The organism is Streptomyces sp. MUM 203J, from assembly GCF_022414595.1.
Taxonomy (GTDB): Bacteria; Actinomycetota; Actinomycetes; order Streptomycetales; family Streptomycetaceae; genus Streptomyces.
The window spans coordinates 1-19,514 of sequence record NZ_JADWYO010000033.1 but is presented as its reverse complement, the minus strand read 5'-3'; the positions used below and the strand labels follow the sequence as shown (position 1 = coordinate 19,514).

General features: G+C 72.0%; 20 protein-coding genes. 5 read left to right on the top strand and 15 right to left on the bottom strand.

The window, feature by feature from the left end; translation table 11 throughout:
• Positions 1 to 46 precede the first annotated feature (46 nt).
• A complete protein-coding gene (locus I3F58_RS17860) occupies positions 47 to 322 on the bottom strand; it encodes a DUF1876 domain-containing protein (RefSeq protein WP_240109617.1) in 276 nt (91 codons plus the stop codon).
• 159 nt (positions 323 to 481) lie between these two features.
• Here I3F58_RS17860 and I3F58_RS17855 point away from each other — a divergent pair, with 159 nt between their 5' ends.
• Complete coding sequence (locus I3F58_RS17855; RefSeq protein ID WP_240109616.1) at positions 482 to 1,018, top strand: SRPBCC family protein; 537 nt, start codon at positions 482 to 484, stop codon at positions 1,016 to 1,018.
• A gap of 77 nt (positions 1,019 to 1,095) precedes the next feature.
• Complete coding sequence (locus I3F58_RS17850; RefSeq protein ID WP_240109615.1) at positions 1,096 to 1,800, top strand: DUF4253 domain-containing protein; 705 nt, start codon at positions 1,096 to 1,098, stop codon at positions 1,798 to 1,800.
• Between the two features lie 148 nt (positions 1,801 to 1,948).
• Here I3F58_RS17850 and hemB read toward each other — a convergent pair whose 3' ends face one another.
• The 6 genes from hemB to I3F58_RS17820 all read right to left on the bottom strand — a co-directional run bounded on the left by hemB (position 1,949) and on the right by I3F58_RS17820 (position 8,611).
• Positions 1,949 to 2,947: a porphobilinogen synthase gene (hemB, locus tag I3F58_RS17845; protein ID WP_240109614.1), complete on the bottom strand. Its 999-nt coding sequence runs from the start codon at positions 2,945 to 2,947 to the stop codon at positions 1,949 to 1,951.
• Between the two features lie 176 nt (positions 2,948 to 3,123).
• A complete protein-coding gene (locus I3F58_RS17840; RefSeq protein ID WP_240109613.1) occupies positions 3,124 to 4,791 on the bottom strand; it encodes a uroporphyrinogen-III synthase in 1,668 nt (555 codons plus the stop codon).
• A complete protein-coding gene (gene hemC / locus I3F58_RS17835; protein ID WP_240109612.1) occupies positions 4,788 to 5,801 on the bottom strand; it encodes a hydroxymethylbilane synthase in 1,014 nt (337 codons plus the stop codon). Before hemC ends, I3F58_RS17840 begins: the two co-directional genes overlap by 4 nt.
• The gene (locus tag I3F58_RS17830) at positions 5,798 to 7,240 is read right to left on the bottom strand and encodes a glutamyl-tRNA reductase (RefSeq protein WP_240109611.1); all 1,443 of its coding nucleotides are present in this window, start codon (positions 7,238 to 7,240) and stop codon (positions 5,798 to 5,800) included. Before I3F58_RS17830 ends, hemC begins: the two co-directional genes overlap by 4 nt.
• Positions 7,237 to 8,037, bottom strand: a complete 801-nt coding sequence (locus tag I3F58_RS17825; protein ID WP_240109610.1) for a redox-sensing transcriptional repressor Rex — start codon at positions 8,035 to 8,037, stop codon at positions 7,237 to 7,239. Before I3F58_RS17825 ends, I3F58_RS17830 begins: the two co-directional genes overlap by 4 nt.
• Positions 8,038 to 8,314: 277 nt before the next feature.
• Complete coding sequence (locus I3F58_RS17820) at positions 8,315 to 8,611, bottom strand: glutaredoxin family protein (RefSeq protein WP_240109609.1); 297 nt, start codon at positions 8,609 to 8,611, stop codon at positions 8,315 to 8,317.
• A gap of 48 nt (positions 8,612 to 8,659) precedes the next feature.
• Between I3F58_RS17820 and I3F58_RS17815 the strand changes: the two genes are divergently transcribed.
• The 3 genes from I3F58_RS17815 to I3F58_RS17805 all read left to right on the top strand — a co-directional run bounded on the left by I3F58_RS17815 (position 8,660) and on the right by I3F58_RS17805 (position 12,264).
• On the top strand, positions 8,660 to 9,604 hold the full coding sequence (locus tag I3F58_RS17815) for an HAD family phosphatase (protein WP_240109608.1): 945 nt from the start codon (positions 8,660 to 8,662) through the stop codon (positions 9,602 to 9,604).
• Between the two features lie 357 nt (positions 9,605 to 9,961).
• Positions 9,962 to 10,750: an ECF subfamily RNA polymerase sigma factor, BldN family gene (locus I3F58_RS17810; RefSeq protein WP_240109607.1), complete on the top strand. Its 789-nt coding sequence runs from the start codon at positions 9,962 to 9,964 to the stop codon at positions 10,748 to 10,750.
• 278 nt (positions 10,751 to 11,028) lie between these two features.
• Complete coding sequence (locus tag I3F58_RS17805; protein ID WP_240109606.1) at positions 11,029 to 12,264, top strand: DUF5667 domain-containing protein; 1,236 nt, start codon at positions 11,029 to 11,031, stop codon at positions 12,262 to 12,264.
• A gap of 181 nt (positions 12,265 to 12,445) precedes the next feature.
• On the opposite strand, the gene I3F58_RS17800 is transcribed toward I3F58_RS17805, so the two are convergent.
• The 8 genes from I3F58_RS17800 to I3F58_RS17765 form a co-directional block, all read right to left on the bottom strand.
• On the bottom strand, positions 12,446 to 13,459 hold the full coding sequence (locus I3F58_RS17800) for a lysophospholipid acyltransferase family protein (protein ID WP_240109605.1): 1,014 nt from the start codon (positions 13,457 to 13,459) through the stop codon (positions 12,446 to 12,448).
• 2 nt (positions 13,460 to 13,461) lie between these two features.
• A complete protein-coding gene (locus I3F58_RS17795; protein WP_240109604.1) occupies positions 13,462 to 14,568 on the bottom strand; it encodes an NAD-dependent epimerase/dehydratase family protein in 1,107 nt (368 codons plus the stop codon).
• A gap of 222 nt (positions 14,569 to 14,790) precedes the next feature.
• Positions 14,791 to 14,889 (bottom strand): 30S ribosomal protein bS22, encoded by a 99-nt coding sequence (locus tag I3F58_RS17790; RefSeq protein ID WP_003948845.1) that lies wholly within the window; start codon positions 14,887 to 14,889, stop codon positions 14,791 to 14,793.
• Positions 14,890 to 15,009: 120 nt separating this feature from the next.
• Positions 15,010 to 15,222, bottom strand: coding sequence for a helix-turn-helix domain-containing protein (locus I3F58_RS17785; protein ID WP_240109603.1), 213 nt, complete (start codon positions 15,220 to 15,222; stop codon positions 15,010 to 15,012).
• Positions 15,223 to 15,349: 127 nt separating this feature from the next.
• Complete coding sequence (locus I3F58_RS17780) at positions 15,350 to 16,189, bottom strand: phosphatase (RefSeq protein ID WP_240109602.1); 840 nt, start codon at positions 16,187 to 16,189, stop codon at positions 15,350 to 15,352.
• A gap of 149 nt (positions 16,190 to 16,338) precedes the next feature.
• The gene (locus I3F58_RS17775; RefSeq protein ID WP_240109601.1) at positions 16,339 to 17,517 is read right to left on the bottom strand and encodes an acetoin utilization protein AcuC; all 1,179 of its coding nucleotides are present in this window, start codon (positions 17,515 to 17,517) and stop codon (positions 16,339 to 16,341) included.
• The gene (locus I3F58_RS17770) at positions 17,486 to 18,694 is read right to left on the bottom strand and encodes an MFS transporter (RefSeq protein ID WP_240109600.1); all 1,209 of its coding nucleotides are present in this window, start codon (positions 18,692 to 18,694) and stop codon (positions 17,486 to 17,488) included. Before I3F58_RS17770 ends, I3F58_RS17775 begins: the two co-directional genes overlap by 32 nt.
• 43 nt (positions 18,695 to 18,737) lie before the next feature.
• Positions 18,738 to 19,388, bottom strand: coding sequence for an HAD family phosphatase (locus I3F58_RS17765; RefSeq protein WP_240109599.1), 651 nt, complete (start codon positions 19,386 to 19,388; stop codon positions 18,738 to 18,740).
• Between the last annotated feature and the right edge of the window lie 126 nt (positions 19,389 to 19,514).

Genomic DNA, 19,514 nt, shown 5'->3' with positions numbered 1-19,514 from the left:
GGGGTGAGTGAGTCCCAAGGGGGGCGTGCCCGGGGTGTGAGCCCCCTCAGATCAGCGGGTGCGAGGGCTTCCCCTTCTCCTCGTCGATCTCGACATGCGCCTTCTGCAGGAGCTGCGTGGCGATGTCCATCAGCGCACGGGCCCCGGCGATCTCCTCACCGACCCGGAGCTGCTCCGCGTCGGAGGGATGCCGCTGGGCGTGGCCGTGACCCCGCACCTCGGTGCCGTCCGCGAGCCGCACCATGGCGGCGGAATCGGTGCGGCTGCCCTCCTCCTTGAACTCCATGTCGACGTGCCATCCGACGAGCGTGTGCTGCTCCATGGCGGTCACCTCCGGTGGTTCTGGTTCCAGGGTGCTCCGCGTCGGCACGATCCGCAGGTCCGGACGCCTGCTCCCAGCCCCGCGAGCATCGAGCGTGACCCCGGCCACACCGCCCGTGAACACCCGCCTCAGCTCGACACTCGAACCTACGCTCGACCCATGCGTTATGCAGACGGTCCTACGGCACGTGTGGAAATCTCCGTCGACGCGCCCCCGGAGCGGGTCTGGGAGCTGGTCAGCGACATCGGCCTCCCGGCCAGACTGAGCCCCGAACTCCAGGAGACGGTGTGGCTGGACGGCGCGACGGGCCCGGCGGTCGGCGCCCGGTTCGAGGGACGCAACACCCACGAGAGGGTCGGCGAGTGGCGCACCCACGCACGCGTGGAGGTGTTCGAAGCGCCGAAGGTCTTCGCCTGGTCGGTCATCGCCCCGGACGCGCGCTTCGGCGGCGGCGCTCCCTCCTTCGACCACCCGGTGGCGACCTGGCGTTTCGAGCTGGAACCCCGGGAAGGCGGACGCGGCACACTGCTGCGCCAGACCGCCCGCATGGGCCCGGCGCGCTCCGGTGTCAGCGTCTTCATCGACCGGGCTCCGGACCGCGAGGAGGAACTGGTGGCGGCCCGCCTGGCCCAGCTCCACACCAACATCGAGGCGACCCTGCGGGGCGTGAAGGCACTCGCGGAGGCACCCGCGTAGGGCGCGATCCAGCCCTCTGCGGGACAAGCGGAACCGGTCAGGTCTGTTTGTCAGAGGCGGCCCGTACCGTCGACCGCATGGTGATCAACCCGAACGCACTGGGCCTGGACCTGCCGCCCGGCACCGTCCGCGTACAGCCGTCGTACTGGTACGCGGACGAACCCGCCACGCCCGAGACCTGGTCCCGTCTCCTGACCGCGCGGGAGGCGACCGGGCTGCAGCCGGTGCTGCTGACGGAGAAGCAGTACCTGGGCCCCGGCCGGTCCGGAGACCCCGACGATCACGACCTCGCGGCGACGCTGTCCCGGCTGTGGGGACTCGCTCAGGAGGTGGGCGAGGAGGAACCCTGGCCCGGCTTCGCCGCTCCCGGCACCGGCACCGTCGCCCCGGACGCCCGGGCGGCCCTGCTCGCGCGCGAACTGGCCACGGACGACGACTATTTCAAGGGCGCCCGCCCCGCCCTCGTACCGGCCCGCCGCAGCGCGGACATCCCTGCGGCCCTCGGCTGGGGCGGAGCCTGCAACCACACCGACGCGGCCGTGCTGTCCACGGTGCTGCGGTCGTGGGAGGACCGGTTCGGGATTCGGGTCGTGGGCCTGGGCTCCGACCTGATGTCGCTGTCCGTCGCCGCCCCGCCGCGCACCGGGGAGCAGGCGCTGGCGGTGGCGCGCGAGCACTTCGCGTTCTGTCCGGACAACGTGTGGCAGGGCACGGGCTCCCTGGAGGAGTACGCGGAGCAGGAGGTCCTCGGCCAGGAGGAGTGGTGCTTCTGGTGGGACTGACCTGAAGAGTCCCCGAGGTCCCGCCACCCGGCCCCCGGAGCCGACGGCGTCAGAGGTGTCGGAGGGGGAGAGGCGCCGCTCCGCCCTCCGACCCGCTGGAACCGGTCCCGAACCACGGGGCCCGGCCGTGTCCTGTCCGGACGTCCCGTCAGCGCCGCCCCAGCATCCGCGCCGTCTCGGTCGCCCAGTAGGTGAGGATCATCTGCGCCCCGGCCCGCTTGATGCCGGTCAGGGACTCCAGGATCGCCTTGTCCCGCTCGATCCAGCCCTTCTCGGCAGCGGCCTCGATCATCGCGTACTCGCCGCTGATCTGGTACGCGGCGACCGGCACGTCCACGGAGTCCGCGACCTTCGCGAGGATGTCGAGGTACGGCCCGGCCGGCTTGACCATGACCATGTCGGCGCCCTCGTCGAGGTCCAGCGCCAGCTCCCGCATGGACTCGCGGACGTTGGCCGGGTCCTGCTGGTACGTCTTGCGGTCCCCGCTCAGCGAGGAGCCGACTGCCTCGCGGAACGGCCCGTAGAAGGCGGAGGCGTACTTGGCGGTGTACGCCAGGATGGCCACGTCCTCCTTGCCGATGGTGTCCAGCGCGTCGCGGATCACCCCGACCTGGCCGTCCATCATGCCGCTGGGCCCCACGACGTGGACACCCGCGTCGGCCTGGACCTGGGCCATCTCGGCGTACCGCTCGAGGGTGGCGTCGTTGTCGACGCGCCCGTCGGCGTCGAGGACTCCGCAGTGCCCATGGTCGGTGTACTCGTCCAGGCACAGGTCCGACATGATCACCAGCTCGTCCCCGACCTCGGCGCGCACGTCCCGGACGGCGACCTGAAGGATCCCCTCGGGGTCGGTCCCGGCGGTGCCGGCCGCGTCCTTCTTCGCCTCCTCGGGAACGCCGAACAGCATGATCCCGGAAACCCCCGCCTCGACCGCCTCCACGGCGGCCTTCCGCAGCGTGTCCCGGGTGTGCTGGACGACGCCCGGCATGGCGCTGATCGGTACGGGTTCGGTGACCCCTTCCCGTACGAACGCGGGAAGGATCAGGTCGGCGGGGTGCAGCCGCGTCTCCGCGACCATGCGCCGCATCGTGGGTGTGACCCGCAGCCGCCTGGGCCGCGTCCCGGGAAAGCCGCCGTATTCGCTCATGCGCCCACGCTACGCCCTGTGGTCGGCCGCACATGCCGACAGCCCGTCGGACGGTTCCGGTGGACGGTTCCGGTCGGACGCCGGAGGAGCCGGGACCCGGCTCCTCCGGCGCGTGAGGACGAGCGGCGAAGCCGCGACACGCAGTTCCGGGGGCGAGGCCCCCGTGACGACGGCCGTTACGTCGTCGTGCGCCGCCGCCGCGCGCCGGGGCGCCGTTCCGAGGGCCGCGTCACGGGATCGCCCGCCTCGACCGCGGCGGCACGGCGCTTGGCGCCGAACTCCGCCAGGGCCTCCGCCAGCTTGGTGACCGACGGCTCCGGCGACAGGACGTCGACCCGCAGGCCGTGCTCCTCGGCCGTCTTGGCCGTGGCCGGGCCGATGCAGGCGATGACCGTCACGTTGTGCGGCTTGCCCGCGATGCCCACCAGGTTCCGCACCGTCGACGAGGACGTGAACAGGACCGCGTCGAAACCGCCGCCCTTGATCGCCTCACGGGTCTCCGCCGGCGGCGGCGAGGCCCGCACGGTCCGGTACGCGGTGACGTCGTCGACCTCCCAGCCCAACTCGATGAGCCCGGCCACGAGGGTCTCCGTGGCGATGTCCGCACGCGGCAGGAACACCCGGTCGATCGGGTCGAACACCGGGTCGTACGGCGGCCAGTCCTCCAGCAGCCCGGCCGCGGACTGCTCGCCGCTGGGCACCAGGTCAGGCTTCACACCGAAGTCGACCAGGGCCTTGGCGGTCTGCTCGCCCACCGCCGCGACCTTGATCCCGGCGAAGGCGCGGGCGTCGAGCCCGTACTCCTCGAACTTCTCCCGCACCGCCTTGACGGCGTTGACGGACGTGAAGGCGATCCACTCGTAGCGGCCCGTCACCAGGCCCTTGACCGCGCGCTCCATCTGCTGCGGGGTGCGCGGCGGTTCGACGGCGATGGTCGGGACCTCGTGCGGCACGGCGCCGTAGGAGCGGAGCTGGTCGGACAGGGACGCGGCCTGCTCCTTGGTGCGGGGCACCAGGACCTTCCAGCCGAACAGCGGCTTGGACTCGAACCAGGCGAGCTGGTCGCGCTGGGCGGCGGCGGAGCGCTCGCCGACCACGGCTATGACGGGCTGGTGGCCGTCCGGCGAGGGCAGCACCTTCGCCTGCTTGAGCACCTGCGCGATCGAACCGAGCGTCGCCGTCCAGGTCCGCTGCCGGGTCGTCGTACCGGCCACGGTGACCGTCATCGGGGTGTCCGGCTTGCGGCCCGCCGCCACCAGCTCACCGGCCGCCGCCGCGACCGCGTCCAGGGCGGTGGACACGACGACCGTGCAGTCGGAGGCGCCGGCCTCCGTCCAGCAGCGGTCGCCGGCCGTGCGGGCGTCGAGGAACCGTACGTCCGCACCCTGGGCGTCCCGCAGCGGAACACCCGCGTACGCGGGCACACCGACGGCGGCGGCGACACCGGGCACGACCTCGAAGGGGATGCCCTCGGCGGCGCAGGCGAGCATCTCGGCGCCCGCGTTGCCGTCGAGCCCCGGGTCTCCGCCCAGCGCACGCACCACCCGCTTGCCGCTCCGCGCGGCCTCCATGACAAGATTGGCCGCATCCCTCAACACGGGGACAGCGGCGGCGGTTGACGCATCGTCAACAACCGTCAGCTCGGGCGTGCTCACCCCCGCCCGGGCATGGCCGCGTACGACATCGAGCACTTCGGGCTCGGCGATCAGTACGTCGGCGCCTGCCAGCGCCTCCACGGCGCGCAGAGTCAACAGCCCCGGATCACCGGGTCCGGCGCCGAGGAAGGTGACGTGCCCGCACGCGGAGAACGCCGACGAAGCCTTGGATGCAGTGGTGGGGCTCAAAGTGCTCGCTCCCCCATAAGACCGGCCGCGCCCTTGGCGAGCATCTCGGCCGCGAGTTCGCGACCGAGTGCCACCGCGTCGTCGTGCGACGTGGGTACGGGACCGGTGGTGGACAACTGCACCAGCGTGGAGCCGTCGGTGGTACCGACGACACCCCGCAGGCGCATCTCATGAACATCCTGCGCCGCCCCGGAACCGGCAGGACCGGAACCGGAGCCCGGCAGCAGGTCCGCCAGCGCGCCCACGGGCGCGGAGCAGCCTGCCTCCAGGGCGGCGAGCAGGGACCGCTCGGCGGTCACGGCGGCCCGCGTGTGCTCGTGGTCGAGCTGCGCGAGCGTGGCGGCGAGCGCGGCATCGGCGGCCGGGCACTCGATCGCCAGGGCGCCCTGGCCGGGAGCGGGCAGGACGGTGTCGACCGACAGGAAGTCGGTCACCTCGTCGATCCGGCCGATCCGGTTCAGCCCGGCGGCGGCCAGTACGACGGCGTCGAGTTCCCCGCTGCGGACGTATCCGATGCGGGTGTCGACGTTCCCCCGGATCGGCACGGTCTCGATCCGCAGACCGTGGTTCCGTGCGTGCGCGTTCAGCTGCGCCATCCGGCGCGGCGAACCGGTGCCGACGCGTGCCCCGGCGGGCAGCCGGTCGAGGGTCAGCCCGTCGCGGGCGACCAGGACGTCCCGCGGGTCCTCGCGGAGCGGGATCGCGGCCAGGGCCAGGTCCTCGGGCTGCGCGGTCGGCAGGTCCTTCAGCGAGTGCACGGCGAAGTCGACCTCGCCGCTCAGCAGCGCCTCGCGCAGGGCGGTGACGAAGACGCCGGTGCCGCCGATCTGCGCGAGCTGCTCGCGGGAGACGTCACCGTACGTGGTGATCTCGACCAGCTCGACGGCGCGGCCGGTCAGCCGCCGGACGGCCTCCGCGACGTGCCCGGACTGGGCCATGGCGAGCTTGCTCCGCCTGGTCCCCAGCCTCAGTGCCCGCTCGGTGCCGGTGCTCTGGGCCCTGTCGGTCATACGTGGCCTCGGTTTCTGAGGTTCGCCAGGTTCGTGAAGTTCATGGCGTCGCCGTCGTTCGGACCGGCGGCGCCCGGATCGGCCGGGATCGGACCGGCCGGGTTCGGATTGGCCAGGTCGGCCCGGGAGACGGCGGCGACCGTCTCCGGGTCGAGGTCGAAGAGCGTACGCAGCGCGTCCGCGTACCCGGCGCCGCCGGGCTCGCTGGCCAGCTGCTTCACCCGCACGGTGGGCGCGTGCAGCAGCTTGTCGACGACCCGGCGCACCGTCTGGGTGATCTCGGCGCGCTGCTTCTCGTCCAGCCCCGGGAGCCGCCCCTCCAGGCGGGCCATCTCTCCGGTGACCACGTCGGCGGCCATGGTGCGCAGCGCGACGACGGTCGGGGTGATGCGGGCGGCCCGCTGGGCGGCGCCGAACGCGGCGACCTCGTCGGAGACGATGCCCCGCACCTGGTCGACGTCGGCGGCCATGGGGGCGTCGGCGGAGGCCTCCGCGAGGGACTCGATGTCGACCAGCCGTACGCCGTTCATTCGGTGCACGGCCGCGTCGACGTCCCGGGGCATGGCGAGGTCGAGCAGCGCCATCGGGGCGGCGCGCCCGGCCATGGCCGTCTCGACGGCCTGGCCGGTGAGCACGAGGCCCGTGGCGCCGGTGCAGGACACGGCGATGTCGGCGGCGGCCAGCTCGGCCCCGACCGCGGTCATCTCGACGGAGCGGGCGGTCACGCCCGTATGACCGGTGCCGGGTTCGGTGAGGATCTGCGCGAGGCGCCGGGCGCGCTCGACGGTGCGGTTCGCGACGACGATCTCGTCGACTCCGGCCCGGGCGAGGGTGGCGGCGGCGAGGGAGGACATGGAACCGGCGCCGATGACCAGGGCCCGCTTGCCCTTGGTCCAGGCGTCGACGGCGTGGCCCGCGGCGAGCTGCTCCAGGCCGAAGGTGACCAGGGACTGCCCGGCGCGGTCGATACCGGTCTCGCTGTGGGCGCGCTTGCCGACCCGGAGGGCCTGCTGGAACAGGTCGTTCAGCAGCCGCCCGGCGGTGTGCAGCTCCTGGGCGCGGGCGAGCGCGTCCTTGATCTGGCCGAGGATCTGGCCTTCTCCGACGACCATGGAGTCCAGCCCGCAGGCCACCGAGAACAGGTGGTGGACGGCCCGGTCCTCGTAGTGGACGTACAGATAGGGGGTGAGTTCCTCCAGGCCGACGCCGCTGTGCTGGGCGAGCAGTGTGGACAGCTCCGCGACACCGGCGTGGAACTTGTCGACGTCCGCGTAGAGCTCGATGCGGTTGCAGGTGGCCAGCAGCCCGGCCTCGGCGGCCGGCTCGGCGGCGAGGGTGTCCTGGAGGAGCCTGTTCTGCGCACCGGGGGCGAGGGAAGCCCGCTCCAGCACGCTGACGGGAGCGCTGCGGTGGCTGAGACCGACGACGAGGAGGCTCATGCCGGCATCACGGCGGGCAGGTCCCCGTCCGGTCCCTTGCGTCCGGAGGAGGTGGCGCCTGCCCCCTCGGCCGCGCCCGGCGAGCGGACGGCCGCGGCGGCCGGGAGGACGCCCTCGACGTCTCCGCCGCCCTCCTCACCGGCCTTGCGCTGCTCGTGGAAGGCGAGGATCTGGAGTTCGATGGACAGGTCGACCTTGCGCACGTCGACACCCTCGGGGACCGAGAGCACGGTCGGCGCGAAGTTGAGGATGGAGGTCACCCCGGCGGCGACGAGCCGGTCGCAGACCTGCTGGGCGGCGCCCGCGGGGGTGGCGATGACGCCGATGGAGACGCCGTTGTCCTCGACGATCTTCTCCAGGTCGTCGATGTGCTGGACGGGGATGCCCGCGACCGGCTTGCCGACGAGGGACTTGTCGGCGTCGATCAGCGCGGCCACCCGGAAGCCACGGGAGGCGAACCCTCCGTAGTTGGCGAGGGCGGCGCCGAGGTTGCCGATACCGACCATGACGATCGGCCAGTCCTGGGTGAGCCCCAGCTCACGGGAGATCTGGTAGACCAGGTACTCGACGTCGTAGCCGACACCCCGGGTCCCGTACGAGCCGAGATAGCTGAAGTCCTTGCGCAGCTTGGCCGAGTTGACTCCGGCGGCGGCGGCGAGCTCCTCGGACGAGACCGTGGGTACGGAGCGCTCCGACAGTGCGGTGAGCGCCCGCAGGTACAGCGGAAGCCGGGCGACGGTGGCCTCGGGGATGCCTCGGCTACGGGTCGCCGGTCGGTGAGTTCGGCCAGTTGCCACGGTGCTCCTGCGGGATGAGCGGGGCTGCGGGCGGCCCGTCCCCCAGACCGCCCCGTCCACAGCAGGCTATGTCTTTGTGAACGCGTGCACAAAGATGATGTCCGCTTTGTCCGCGCAAAGTGACCGGGCTCACGCGTGCCGATCACGCCATCGTGGAACCAAGGGGAGCCTCAGCGCGTTGGAGATCTGAAGCACCCGGAACCCCACAGGTCAGCCGTCGGCGCCACCGCAAGGCCCCCCGATCCGGCGCCATGGCGGGGAGCGGCCGACAGCGGGTTCAGGACACCAGCTCCCGGCGGAGCCGGTCCGGGTCGACCTTCCAGAAGGTGTGCTGCTCACCGTCCACGAGCACCACCGGGATCTGCTCCCAGTATGCGCGGTAGAGCTGCTCGTCCTGCTCGATGTCCTTCTCCTCCCACAGGGCGCCCGTCTCGGCGCAGACCTGCTGGACGACCGCCCGCGCGTCGTCGCACAGATGACACCCGGGCTTCCCGATGAGGGTGACCGTGCGGGGATCCGCCTGGCCGCTCCGGTCCTTCTCGTTCTTCTTCGTACGTCGGAACATGCCGTCCATTGTCGGGCGTGGCGGCGGGGGACCGAACACACTGGCTATGCTCGCGTCATGGCCGCACCGCGATGGCTCACCCCGAGAAGGCGCTCCGCCACCGCGCGCAGCGTGCTGGCAGGCGAGGCCGCGGCGGAGGCGGCGCGCAAGACGTCGCGTGAGCTGGAGGCACTCGCGGGGGCCGAGGCGGAGGCCGCGGAGGCGGAGCCCGAGTTCCCGGTTCCGGGCGATGTGCGGGCGGCGGCGTTCTTCGACCTGGACAACACCGTCATGCAGGGCGCCGCGCTGTTCCACTTCGGCCGGGGCCTGTACAAACGGAAGTTCTTCCAGCGCCGCGAGCTGGCCCGCTTCGCCTGGCAGCAGACCTGGTTCCGGGTAGCCGGGATCGAGGACCCCGAGCACATGCAGGACGCACGCGACAGCGCCCTGTCCATCGTCAAGGGCCACCGCGTCTCCGAGCTGATGACCATCGGCGAGGAGATCTACGACGAGTACATGGCGGACCGGATCTGGCCCGGCACCCGGGCCCTGGCCCAGGCGCATCTGGACGCCGGCCAGAAGGTGTGGCTGGTGACGGCCGCGCCGGTGGAGACGGCCACCATCATCGCCCGCCGGCTGGGCCTGACCGGGGCGCTCGGCACGGTGGCCGAGTCCGTCGAGGGCGTGTACACCGGCAGGCTGGTCGGGGAGCCCCTGCACGGTCCGGCGAAGGCCGAGGCGGTACGGGCGCTGGCGGCGGCCGAGACCCTGGAGCTGGGCCGGTGCGCCGCGTACAGCGACTCGCACAACGACATCCCGATGCTGTCCCTGGTGGGTCACCCCTACGCGATCAATCCGGACGCGAAGCTGCGCCGGTACGCCAAGGAGCACGACTGGCGGCTGCGGGACTACCGCACGGGCCGCAAGGCGGCGAAGGTCGGCATCCCGGCCGCCGCGGGCGTCGGTGCGCTGGCCGGCGGCACGGCCGCGGCCGTGGCCCTGCACCGCCGCACCCGCCGCTGATCGTCCACGGCGCCCGGCCGACCATCCACGGTCCTTACCCACGCCGCACCGGAGCCAGTCCCCCATGCCCGCACTCGACCACAACGCATCGCACGGGCAGACAGAAACGGAAGAGATTCGGTCAAAAAGCGGTCACCAAGTGCGACTTGATCAGTCAGTTTGCCGTAACAGAAGCGACTGAATCGATGATTTGAGCAACTCGGTGTAGCACTCCCTGCACGAAGCGTTATTCTCCTCAGACGCATACGGAACCCCCCACACGTCGTCACGACGAGTGACATCGAGCGGCACGACGCGCGTACGACGAGTGAGCGGTCCCGCACTGCACGTGATGGAAGCTCTGCCTCTGGGAGTCCCGTGTACCCACACGTCGGGGTTGACGCCTCGGGCCTGGCTACGCTCCGCGCTACGGTCCTCGGCTACTTGCGCGGCTTCGTCCCCACCGCGTACGCCGTCCCCGCCCTCGCCGTACCGGCATCCGTGCCGGTACCGGCCGGCCCCTGCTACGCCCTGGCCGACGGGGGCGCCGTCGTCAGACGCGCGAGCCGGGGCGGGGCGGGCACCTCCACCGCCCCCCGCCGGCCCGCCGCGGACAGCGACAGCGCCCGCATGATGGAGCTGGTCGAGCGGGCCCAGGCCGGCGAGGCCGAGGCCTTCGGGCGGCTGTACGACCAGTACAGCGACACCGTGTACCGCTATATCTACTACCGCGTCGGCGGCAAGGCGACCGCCGAGGACCTCACGAGCGAGACGTTCCTCAGGGCCCTGCGCCGGATCTCGACCTTCACCTGGCAGGGGCGCGACTTCGGCGCCTGGCTGGTCACGATCGCGCGCAATCTGGTCGCGGACCACTTCAAGTCGAGCCGCTTCCGGCTCGAAGTGACCACCGGCGAGATGCTCGACGCCAACGAGGTCGAGCGCAGCCCCGAGGACTCGGTCCTTGAGTCCCTCTCGAACGCCGCGCTGCTGGAAGCCGTACGGAAGCTCAATCCGCAGCAGCAGGAGTGCGTGACGCTGCGCTTCCTCCAGGGCCTGTCGGTCGCGGAGACCGCGCGGGTGATGGGCAAGAACGAGGGTGCGATCAAGACCCTCCAGTACCGCGCGGTCCGCACACTGGCCCGCCTGCTCCCCGAAGACGCCCGCTGACCCCCGGGCACCCGGCCCGCCCGCAGTCCCGTGACCCGTCCCGGTCACTCCCCCGCCCGACTCTGACAACTCACCTTCGGTAACGCCATCATGACGCGCTGGTCCGATCATCTTTCGTGCGTAACCCAAGTGCCGCGACTCTCGTTGTGCGGGATGCAGGCTCCCTGTGGTCACGCCATGGCCGCAGCCACTCGCCCTGTCGTGTGGCGGCGTTCACGGTATGCAACCTTCCGGACCCCCTGGGGAGTCGACCGTCATGACGAGAGGAGGTGCCGCCAGTGATCGCGAACGTATCGGCGCACCGGCGGGCGAACGCCTTCGCCCAGGCCCTGGAAGATCAGGCGGCCCAGCAGCCGGAGGCGTCGGCCGAACCCACCGAGCAGGGTCGGCTGTTGGCCCTGGCGAACGGCCTCGGCACACTGCCGAAGCCGAAGTTGGACCCCGAAGTGCGGGTGGTGCAGCGAGCGCAGCTCGTCGCCGCCATGGAGGCCATGGTCCAGGAGGGCACGGCCGCGGGCGGTGCGTCCGCGGACCCTACGGTGCCGGAGCAGCGGACGGCGGGCGCCCGGGGTGCCCACCGCGCCTCCGCGCTCCGGAGGTTGCGGCCCCGCAGCCGCTGGTCCAAGGGACTGGCCGCCGGAGGGCTCACCGTGGGCGTGGCCGCGGGCGCGTTCAGCGGGGTGGCCGCTGCCAGTTCCGACGCCCTCCCCGGTGACTCGCTGTACGGGCTGAAGCGCGGCATGGAAGACCTCACACTCGGGATGGCGGACGAAGACGCCGACCGCGGCGAGATCTACCTGGACCACGCCTCGACCCGGCTCAGCGAGGCCCGCCGCCTGATGGAGCGCGGACGCACGGGCGATCTGGACCACGAGTCCCTGGGCGAGATCCGCCGCACCCTGAGCGGCATGCAGCACGATGTCTCCGAGGGCCACCGGCTGCTGCGCAGGGCGTACGAGCGGGACGGCACGATCGCCCCGATGGCCACGCTCGACTCCTTCGCCCGGAGTCACCGGGGTGCCTGGGACGGGCTGCGCGACAAGCTGCCGCCCCAGCTGAACGACGTGGGCGAGCAGGTGACCTCGGTCTTCATCGCCATAGACCAGGAGGTCGGCCCGCTCCAGGCGCGGCTGCCCGGCACCCAGGACGGGACCGGCCGCGGCGGCGCTCCGACCGAGGCGGCCCCCGGCGGCAGCGGCGGGCCCGACGGCTCGTCCCCGTCCGGCACGGCGCCCGGCTCCCCGTCCCAGTCCACACCTTCCGGCAGCGCCGACCGGCCCGGCAGCTCCGCCGAGCCCAGCGGCACCGGCGGCGCAACGGACGAGGGCGGCGGTCTGCTCGGCGGCAGCACGGGCGGCCTGCTGGACCAGGGCGACGCGCCGACGACCTCCCCGTCGGCCCCTCAGGACGGCGCCTCCGACGCCCCGCTCCCCCCGGCCCCCGACGTCACTCTCCCCCCGCTCCTCCCAGGCCTCCTCCCGGGTCTGAGCGTGGACGAGGACGACGCGAACTAGGGGCCCTGGTACGGGCGCCGCACCCACCTGGGGGCGGCGCCCGTGGTCGTAGACCATCCGAGGATGAGCCTGGAAGAGCACCGACCGTCGTCGCGTCGGCGGTCCGGCCTCCTTCTGTCTGCCCCCTCGCCCCCGCTCCACACGCTGCGGCGCTGAGGCCGGGGCCGGCCTCGGCGCACCGTCAGAAGAACACCGAACGCCGTTGCACCAGCAGCTTGTACAGCGTGTGCTGGATCTCCTCTCTGACCTGGTCCGTCAGGTTGAACATCAGCATCGGGTCCTCCGCCGCCTCCGCCGCATACCCGTCCGTCGGGATCGGCTCCCCGAACTGGATCGTCCACTTCGTCGGCAACGGGAGCGCCCCCAACGGCCCCAGCCACGGGAACGTCGGCGTCAGTGGGAAGTACGGAAAGCCCAGAACCCGTGCCAGCGTCCTCGCGTTGCCGACCATCGGGTAGATCTCCTCAGCGCCCACGATCGAGCACGGCACGATCGGCGCCCCCGCCCGCAGCGCCGTCGACACGAACCCGCCACGTCCGAAACGCTGGAGCTTGTACCGCTCACTGAACGGCTTCCCGATCCCCTTGAAGCCCTCCGGCATCACTCCGACGACCTCGCCCCCGCGCAGCAGCCGCTCCGCGTCCTCCGTACACGCCAGGGTGTGCCCCGCCTTCCGGGCCAGCTCGCTGACGACGGGCAGTACGAACACCAGGTCCGCCGCGAGCAGCCGCAGATGACGCTCCGCCGGATGGTGGTCGTGCACGGCGACCTGCATCATCAGCCCGTCCAGCGGCAGCGTGCCCGAGTGGTTCGCCACCACCAGGGCGCCGCCCTCGGACGGGATGTTCTCGATCCCCCGCACCTCCACCCGGAAGTACTTCTCGTACAGGGGCCGCAGCAGCGACATCAGGACCTGGTCGGTCAGCTCCTCGTCGTACCCGAAGTCGTCGACCTCGTACTCGCCGGTGATCCGCCGCCGCAGGAACGCCAGACCGCCGGCCAGCCGCCGCTCCCAGCCGCCGCCCTTCCCGGTCCCGTCGTCGTCCTCCCCGGGGGCATCCTCGGGCACCGGTGCCAGCCGCCGCGGCCCGTCGCCGGCCGGGGGCGCGGGCGCCCGTCTGCGGCCCGGTCGCGGCGGGGCGGCCCCGCCGCGCGGCCGGTCGTCGTCGAAGGGAATCACCTTGGCGTCCGCCATCTTCAGCCCGCCCTCCTCGCCGTCCCGCGCTTCCGCGCCCGTACCATCCGGTCCCGTTCGGCCCGTGCCAGACCGGCCGCCACCCCTTCGCCCAGCCGCGCCGCGAGCCCGTCCACCGTCGCCGCCAGGGCGCGCGGCGGCAGCAGGCCCGGCCCCCGGTGCCGGGCGAAGTCCGCGAGCGCCCCCGCCGTCGTGTGGCGGGGCAGGAAACCGAGCGTCTCGGTCATCTGTTCCGTGCCGACGACCCGGCCGTGGGTGAGGAGCCGGATCTGCTCCGGCGAGAAGTCGCTCAGCCCGGCCGTGCGGAGCGCCGCGCCGACCCAGGTCACCGCCGGCATCAGTACCGGCAGTGTCGGCCTGCCCAGCCGCCGCGCGCACTGCGACAGTGTCAGCACCCCGTCGCCCGCCACATTGAACGTGCCGCTGTTGAGGGTGGACCGCCGCGGTTCCGACGAGGCGATCCGCAGCACGTCCAGGACGTCGTCCTCGTGGATGAACTGCAGCCTCGGATCATGCCCGAGGACCGTCGGCAGCACCGGCAGCGAGAAGTACTCGGCGAGCGGTGAATCGGCTCCGGGGCCCAGGATGTTGGCGAACCTCAGCACGCACACCGCCACGTCGGGGCGGCGCCTGGCGAAGGCCCGGACATAGCCCTCCACCTCGCTGACGTCCTTCGCGAAGCCGCCACCGGACAGCGACTTGGGCGGGGTCGTCTCGGTGAACACGGCCGGGTCACGCGGCGCGGAGCCGTACACGCTGGTGCTGGACTTGACGACGACTCTGCTGACCGTGGGGCACTTCTGGCAGGCGCCGAGGAGCTGCATGGTGCCGATGACGTTGGTCTCCTTGACCGCCGCCCGGCCGCCGCTCAGCGAGCGCGCGGTCACGTCCATGTGGACGACCGTGTCGACGCCGTACTCCGCGAGCACGCGTCCGACGGCCGGCTGCCGGATGTCGGCGCGTACGAACACCGCGCCGCCGAGCGAATGCCCTGGTTCCACCGCGTCCACGGCGACGACCCGGTCCACCTCCGGGTCTCGCACGGCCCGCCGGACGAAACGTCCGACGAGCGGCCGGGCCACCCCGGTGACGAGCACGACCTTCCCCAAGATCAGCGCCTTCCCTCAGACGACTGCGTTTTCCCGGAGGCTGACCCCCGGACCCCCAGCCGGACAAACCCGGGTGCCACGGTAGCGGCTCGGTGTTGCGGTCCGGTGACGTGCCTCGCGCGCGGGAGCGCTCGGACCGCCGGGAAGCGGCCGGAAAACACCGCGGCCCTCCCACCAGAAATCTGATGGAAGGGCCGCGGTCGGCGTACGTACAGCCGCCGCTTACTTCTTGTTGCGACGCTGAACGCGGGTGCGCTTCAGAAGCTTGCGGTGCTTCTTCTTGGCCATCCGCTTGCGCCGCTTCTTGATAACAGAGCCCACGACTACCCTCGCTCACTTCTCATCTCTCGGTGCGGGGCGTCTGGGCCCACACGACCTACGTCGGCCTAGCCTACCCGCCTGAGCGCTGCGCCTGTAATCGAGGTGCCGAGGGCTCCCTGACTAGGCGGTCTCCACCCCCACGAAGGACTCGCGGAGGTACGCGTGAACCGCCTTCTCCGGCACCCGGAAGGACCTCCCCACCCGGATCGCCGGCAGATGACCGCTGTGCACCAGCCGGTACACGGTCATCTTCGATACGCGCATCACCGAGGCGACTTCCGCCACGGTCAGGAACTTGACCTCGTTGAGAGGTGTCTCGCCAGCAGCAACCATGACCCACCTGTACCTTCCGCACATGACGCCACCGGCTTCCCCTCCGGTGACTCTTCGTCGCTGTGCGCTCACTGCCCAGGTTAGGGGCGGTTGATACGGGTGGGGAAGAGGTGCTGCGATCCGCCGCCTACTGTGACAGACACGCCCGATTGAGTACATAGCGAGTAAGCGGCCGGTAGTAATCGGACCGCACGCCGTCATCGAGCGGCACGGCCACCGACACCCGCCCCTCGGCCTCTCCGACGAACAGCGCCGGGTCGTCCGTGTCGGCCGGCCCGATGGCCTCAATGCCCAGCTGACCTGCCCCGCAGACCCAGCCGTGGTCTCCCACCACCAGTTCAGGGACGGGCCCGCCACCCTCCGCCGCCGCCCCCAGGGCGACCCTGACGGGGAGTGGTGAATGGGTGTGCGCGCCCGGCTCACAACCGGCGCCTTCGACCTGCGGTTTCCGCATGAGCGCGACACCTCGTACGTACGTGAGGTTGTACGTGCGTAGACCAAACCGGGTCGTTATGTCGACACATCTCCCCTGCGCCGGGGTGAGGACGGCACATCCCGCCGCCGACATGGCATCGGCCAATGTGGCGTAGAAGCCCAGCAGGCGGTGCGGATGACCGGTCCCGAACAGCACGGGAGCCCCACGTGCCGCCGCTGCCCCGAGCCGCGCGGCGAACGCGTCGAGCGCCCGCACGGTCCGCTCCGGGTCGATCACATCGCCCCCCGAGCGGTACCCCGGGTCCTCGATCACCCCGCAGCGCTCGGCCATCAGCTGCAGCAGCTCCCACTCGCCCCATCGCCGGTCCGGCTCGACGCCCAGCGTCACGCGCGGGTCACCGGCCGCGAAGAGCCGATAACTGGTCAGATTCCTCTCGCGGGACGTCGCCACCGGCCCGGCCAGCCGCGCGGCCAGCAGATGGGCCCGTAACGCCTGCGCGGTGAGCGCCCCTGTCCCTCCCGAACTCCGCATGCCGCGATGCTGCCGCACGGCCCGAGCCCGACACGCCACGAGGGCGCCGGATTCGCACAGTCGGCGTAGCGAGGGGCCGGGGGCGGAGCTGCCCACACGGCGGAGGCGTGGATCCGCAGCCCCGGGAAGGACGGGTCGGTCACACCGCCCTACGCCAGCAGGCCCCGCAGCGGAAAAACCGCCCGCCGGGTCGCCAGCACCGCCTGGTCCAGCCGGTCTCCCGGGTCGTATCCGGCCTCCCACGACCGCCAGGTCACCGGCCAGCGTCCGTCCGTCATCCGCCGAGGTGCCGGCATCCGCGTCCGCGCGTACACCTCGTCCCGCCACTCCGTCGGCACAACCGTCTCAGGCGCCACGTCCGCACCGCCCACGATCGCCACCAGATGCGTCCACGACCGCGGAACGACGTCCACGATCGCGTATCCGCCCCCGCCCAGCGCCACCCACCGGCCGCCCTCGACGTGCTCGTCCGCCAGTCCCCGGCACGCCATCTGGACCGCCCGCTGGGCGTCCAGCGACACCGCCAGATGTGCCAGCGGATCCTCGAAGTGCGTGTCCGCCCCGTGCTGGGTCACCAGCACCTGCGGCCGGAAGTCCGCCAGCAGCTCCGGTACGACGGCGTGGAAGGCGCGCAGCCAGCCCGCGTCCCCGGTACCGGCCGGAAGCGCCACGTTCACCGCACTGCCCGCCGACGCACCCGGACCCCCGGTCTCCTCGGGCCACCCGGTGCCCGGGAACAGGGTGCGCGGATGCTCGTGCAGCGAGACGGTCAGCACCCGGGGGTCGTCCCAGAACGCCGCCTGCACACCGTCCCCGTGGTGCACGTCCACATCCAGGTACGCGACCCGCTCGGCGCCCAGTTCCAGAAGCCGGGCGATCGCGAGGGAGGCGTCGTTGTAGACGCAGAACCCGGCGGCGGCTCCCGGCATGGCGTGATGCAGCCCGCCCGCGAAGTTCACCGCCCGTGGCGCCTCGCCCCGCCACACCGCCTCGGCCCCGGCCACGGACAACCCGGCGATCAGCGCCGACACCTCGTGCATTCCGGGGAACGCCGGATCGTCGGGCGTCCCCAGCCCGTACGCCGGGTCCGCCGCCATGGGATGCGCGGACGCGGCCCGCACCGCGTCCAGGTAGTCCTGCCGGTGCACGAGCCTCAGCGTGGAGTCCCCGGCGGGGTTCGCCGACACGACATCGACGGCCCGGTCCACCTCCAGGGCCCGGACCAGTCCCCTGGTCAGCGCCAGCCGTACCGGGTTCATCGGGTGGCTCGGCCCGAAGTCGTAGCCGGTGACTGCGTCATCCCACATCAACAGTGCGCGACCGCTCATACCGGCCACCGTATCGGGCACCCGGCCCGCCGAATGACCGGGCGTGGTGCAAGGTCATCAGCACCAGGACCAGCGGCACCAGCATCGCCCCGCGCGGACTCCACACCTCTCCCAGCACGCCCACGAGCGGCGACCCCACAAGAAACCCGACATAGTTGAAGACGTTCAGCCGCGCCACGGCGGCGTCGCTGGCCCCCGGCCCGTGATGTGCGACGGCGTGCCGCCCCGCCGCAGCGAAGGTCTGCGGCACGAGCACGCTCAGCCCGAGCCCCAGCACGGTGAACCCGGCCAGCCCGGCCCACGCTCCCGGCGCCCCGGCCACCACCGCGAACCCGCCCGCCGCCAGCACCGCCCCGCCCCGTACGACCAGCACCGCCCCCAGCCGCCGCACCGCCAGGTCTCCCACGGCCCGCCCGAGCAGTGTGGTCACCATGTACGCGTTGTAGGGCACGGTCGCCAGTGCCTCGGAACCGCCCAGCACGTCCTGCAGGTACTTGGCGCTCCAGTTGGACACGGTCGAGTCCCCGATGTACGCGCACGCCATCACCAGGCACAGTGCCCACAGGCCCGGAAACCCGCCCCGCCCGCCGCCCGCGCTCCCGCCCTCCCGGGCCCGTTCCCCTTCCACGTACCACCGGCTGCCCCAGAGCGCCGCGGGCAGCAGCACCGACACGACCGGCCCGTACAGCGCCCCCAGCGGCAGACCCCCGTGAGCTCCGGCCCACGCGAGCGAGGCCCCGACGATCCCACCGAGGCTGTACACCGCGTGGAAGCCCAGCATGATGCTCCGCCCGTACGCCCGCTGAAGGCTGACGCCCAGCATGTTCATGGACGCGTCCAGGGCTCCCGCCGCCAGCCCGAACACCCCGAGCGCCAAACCCAGTTGCCAGGTCCCGCCTCCGACCCCCACCGTCACGAGGGCCAGCAGTACGACAGGCTGCGACCACCGCAGCACCGTCCCGGCGGGGACCCGCCGCACGAGCGCCCCGGTGGCGACGCTGCCGACCCCGGCCAGCACGGGCACACCGGCGAGGAACGCCGGCAGCAGGGCGTCGGACACCCCGTAGCGGTCCTGGATCGCGGGAATCCGCGTGACGAGCAACGCGAACGCCACACCCTGCACGAAGAAGGCGAACGCCAGCGCGCCCCGCCCGTACCGCAGCCGCGGATCCGTCATGGCCGGAAAGGCTACGGGCGGGTACGGGAAGGGGACAGCCCTGTCACACGAGAAGGCCGGGCAGGCGTTCCATCGCGCCGAAGTACCCCTGAGCGCCCGGCAGTCGTCCGGGTTCCGTCATGGCCGTGAACGCGTACACATCCATCCCGGCAGCCCGTGCCGCCTGTACGCCGAGGGGGCTGTCCTCCACGACCACACACCGCTCCGGCGCGGCCCCCATCCGTTCGGCGGCATGCAGGAACAGGTCCGGAGCAGGCTTGCCACGCCCGACGTCCTGTGCGCTGAACACGTTCCCCTTCTCCACGCCGAACCACCGGTCCAGCCCGGTCGTCCGGTGCCCGATGCGTATCCGCTCATGGCTGCCGGACGAGGCGACGCAGTACGGCACACGTTCAGCCTCCAGCTTCTCCAGCACCTCGAACACACCGGCGACCGGCGTCAGCTCCCGCTCGAAGGCGTGGAACACGCGCGCGTGGAAGGTGACATCGAAATCCTCCGGCAACCGCTGCCCGGTCCGCTCACGGATGGTGTCGTGAATCCGGTGCACGGCCCCGCCCATGTAGTCCCGGACGGAGTCCTCGTACGACGTGGGGTGCCCGAGTTCGGTCAGGTACTGGGCCAGGATGGCGTTCGAGAGGGGCTCGCTGTCGACGAGCACGCCATCGTTGTCGAAGATGACCAGGTCATAACTCATGGGAACACCCTGGCACACAACGCAGAAATGCCTCAGGCCCGGAAGGAATCCTTCCGAGCCTGAGGCTCAAAATTAGTTCGGCGGCGTCCTACTCTCCCACAGGGTCCCCCCTGCAGTACCATCGGC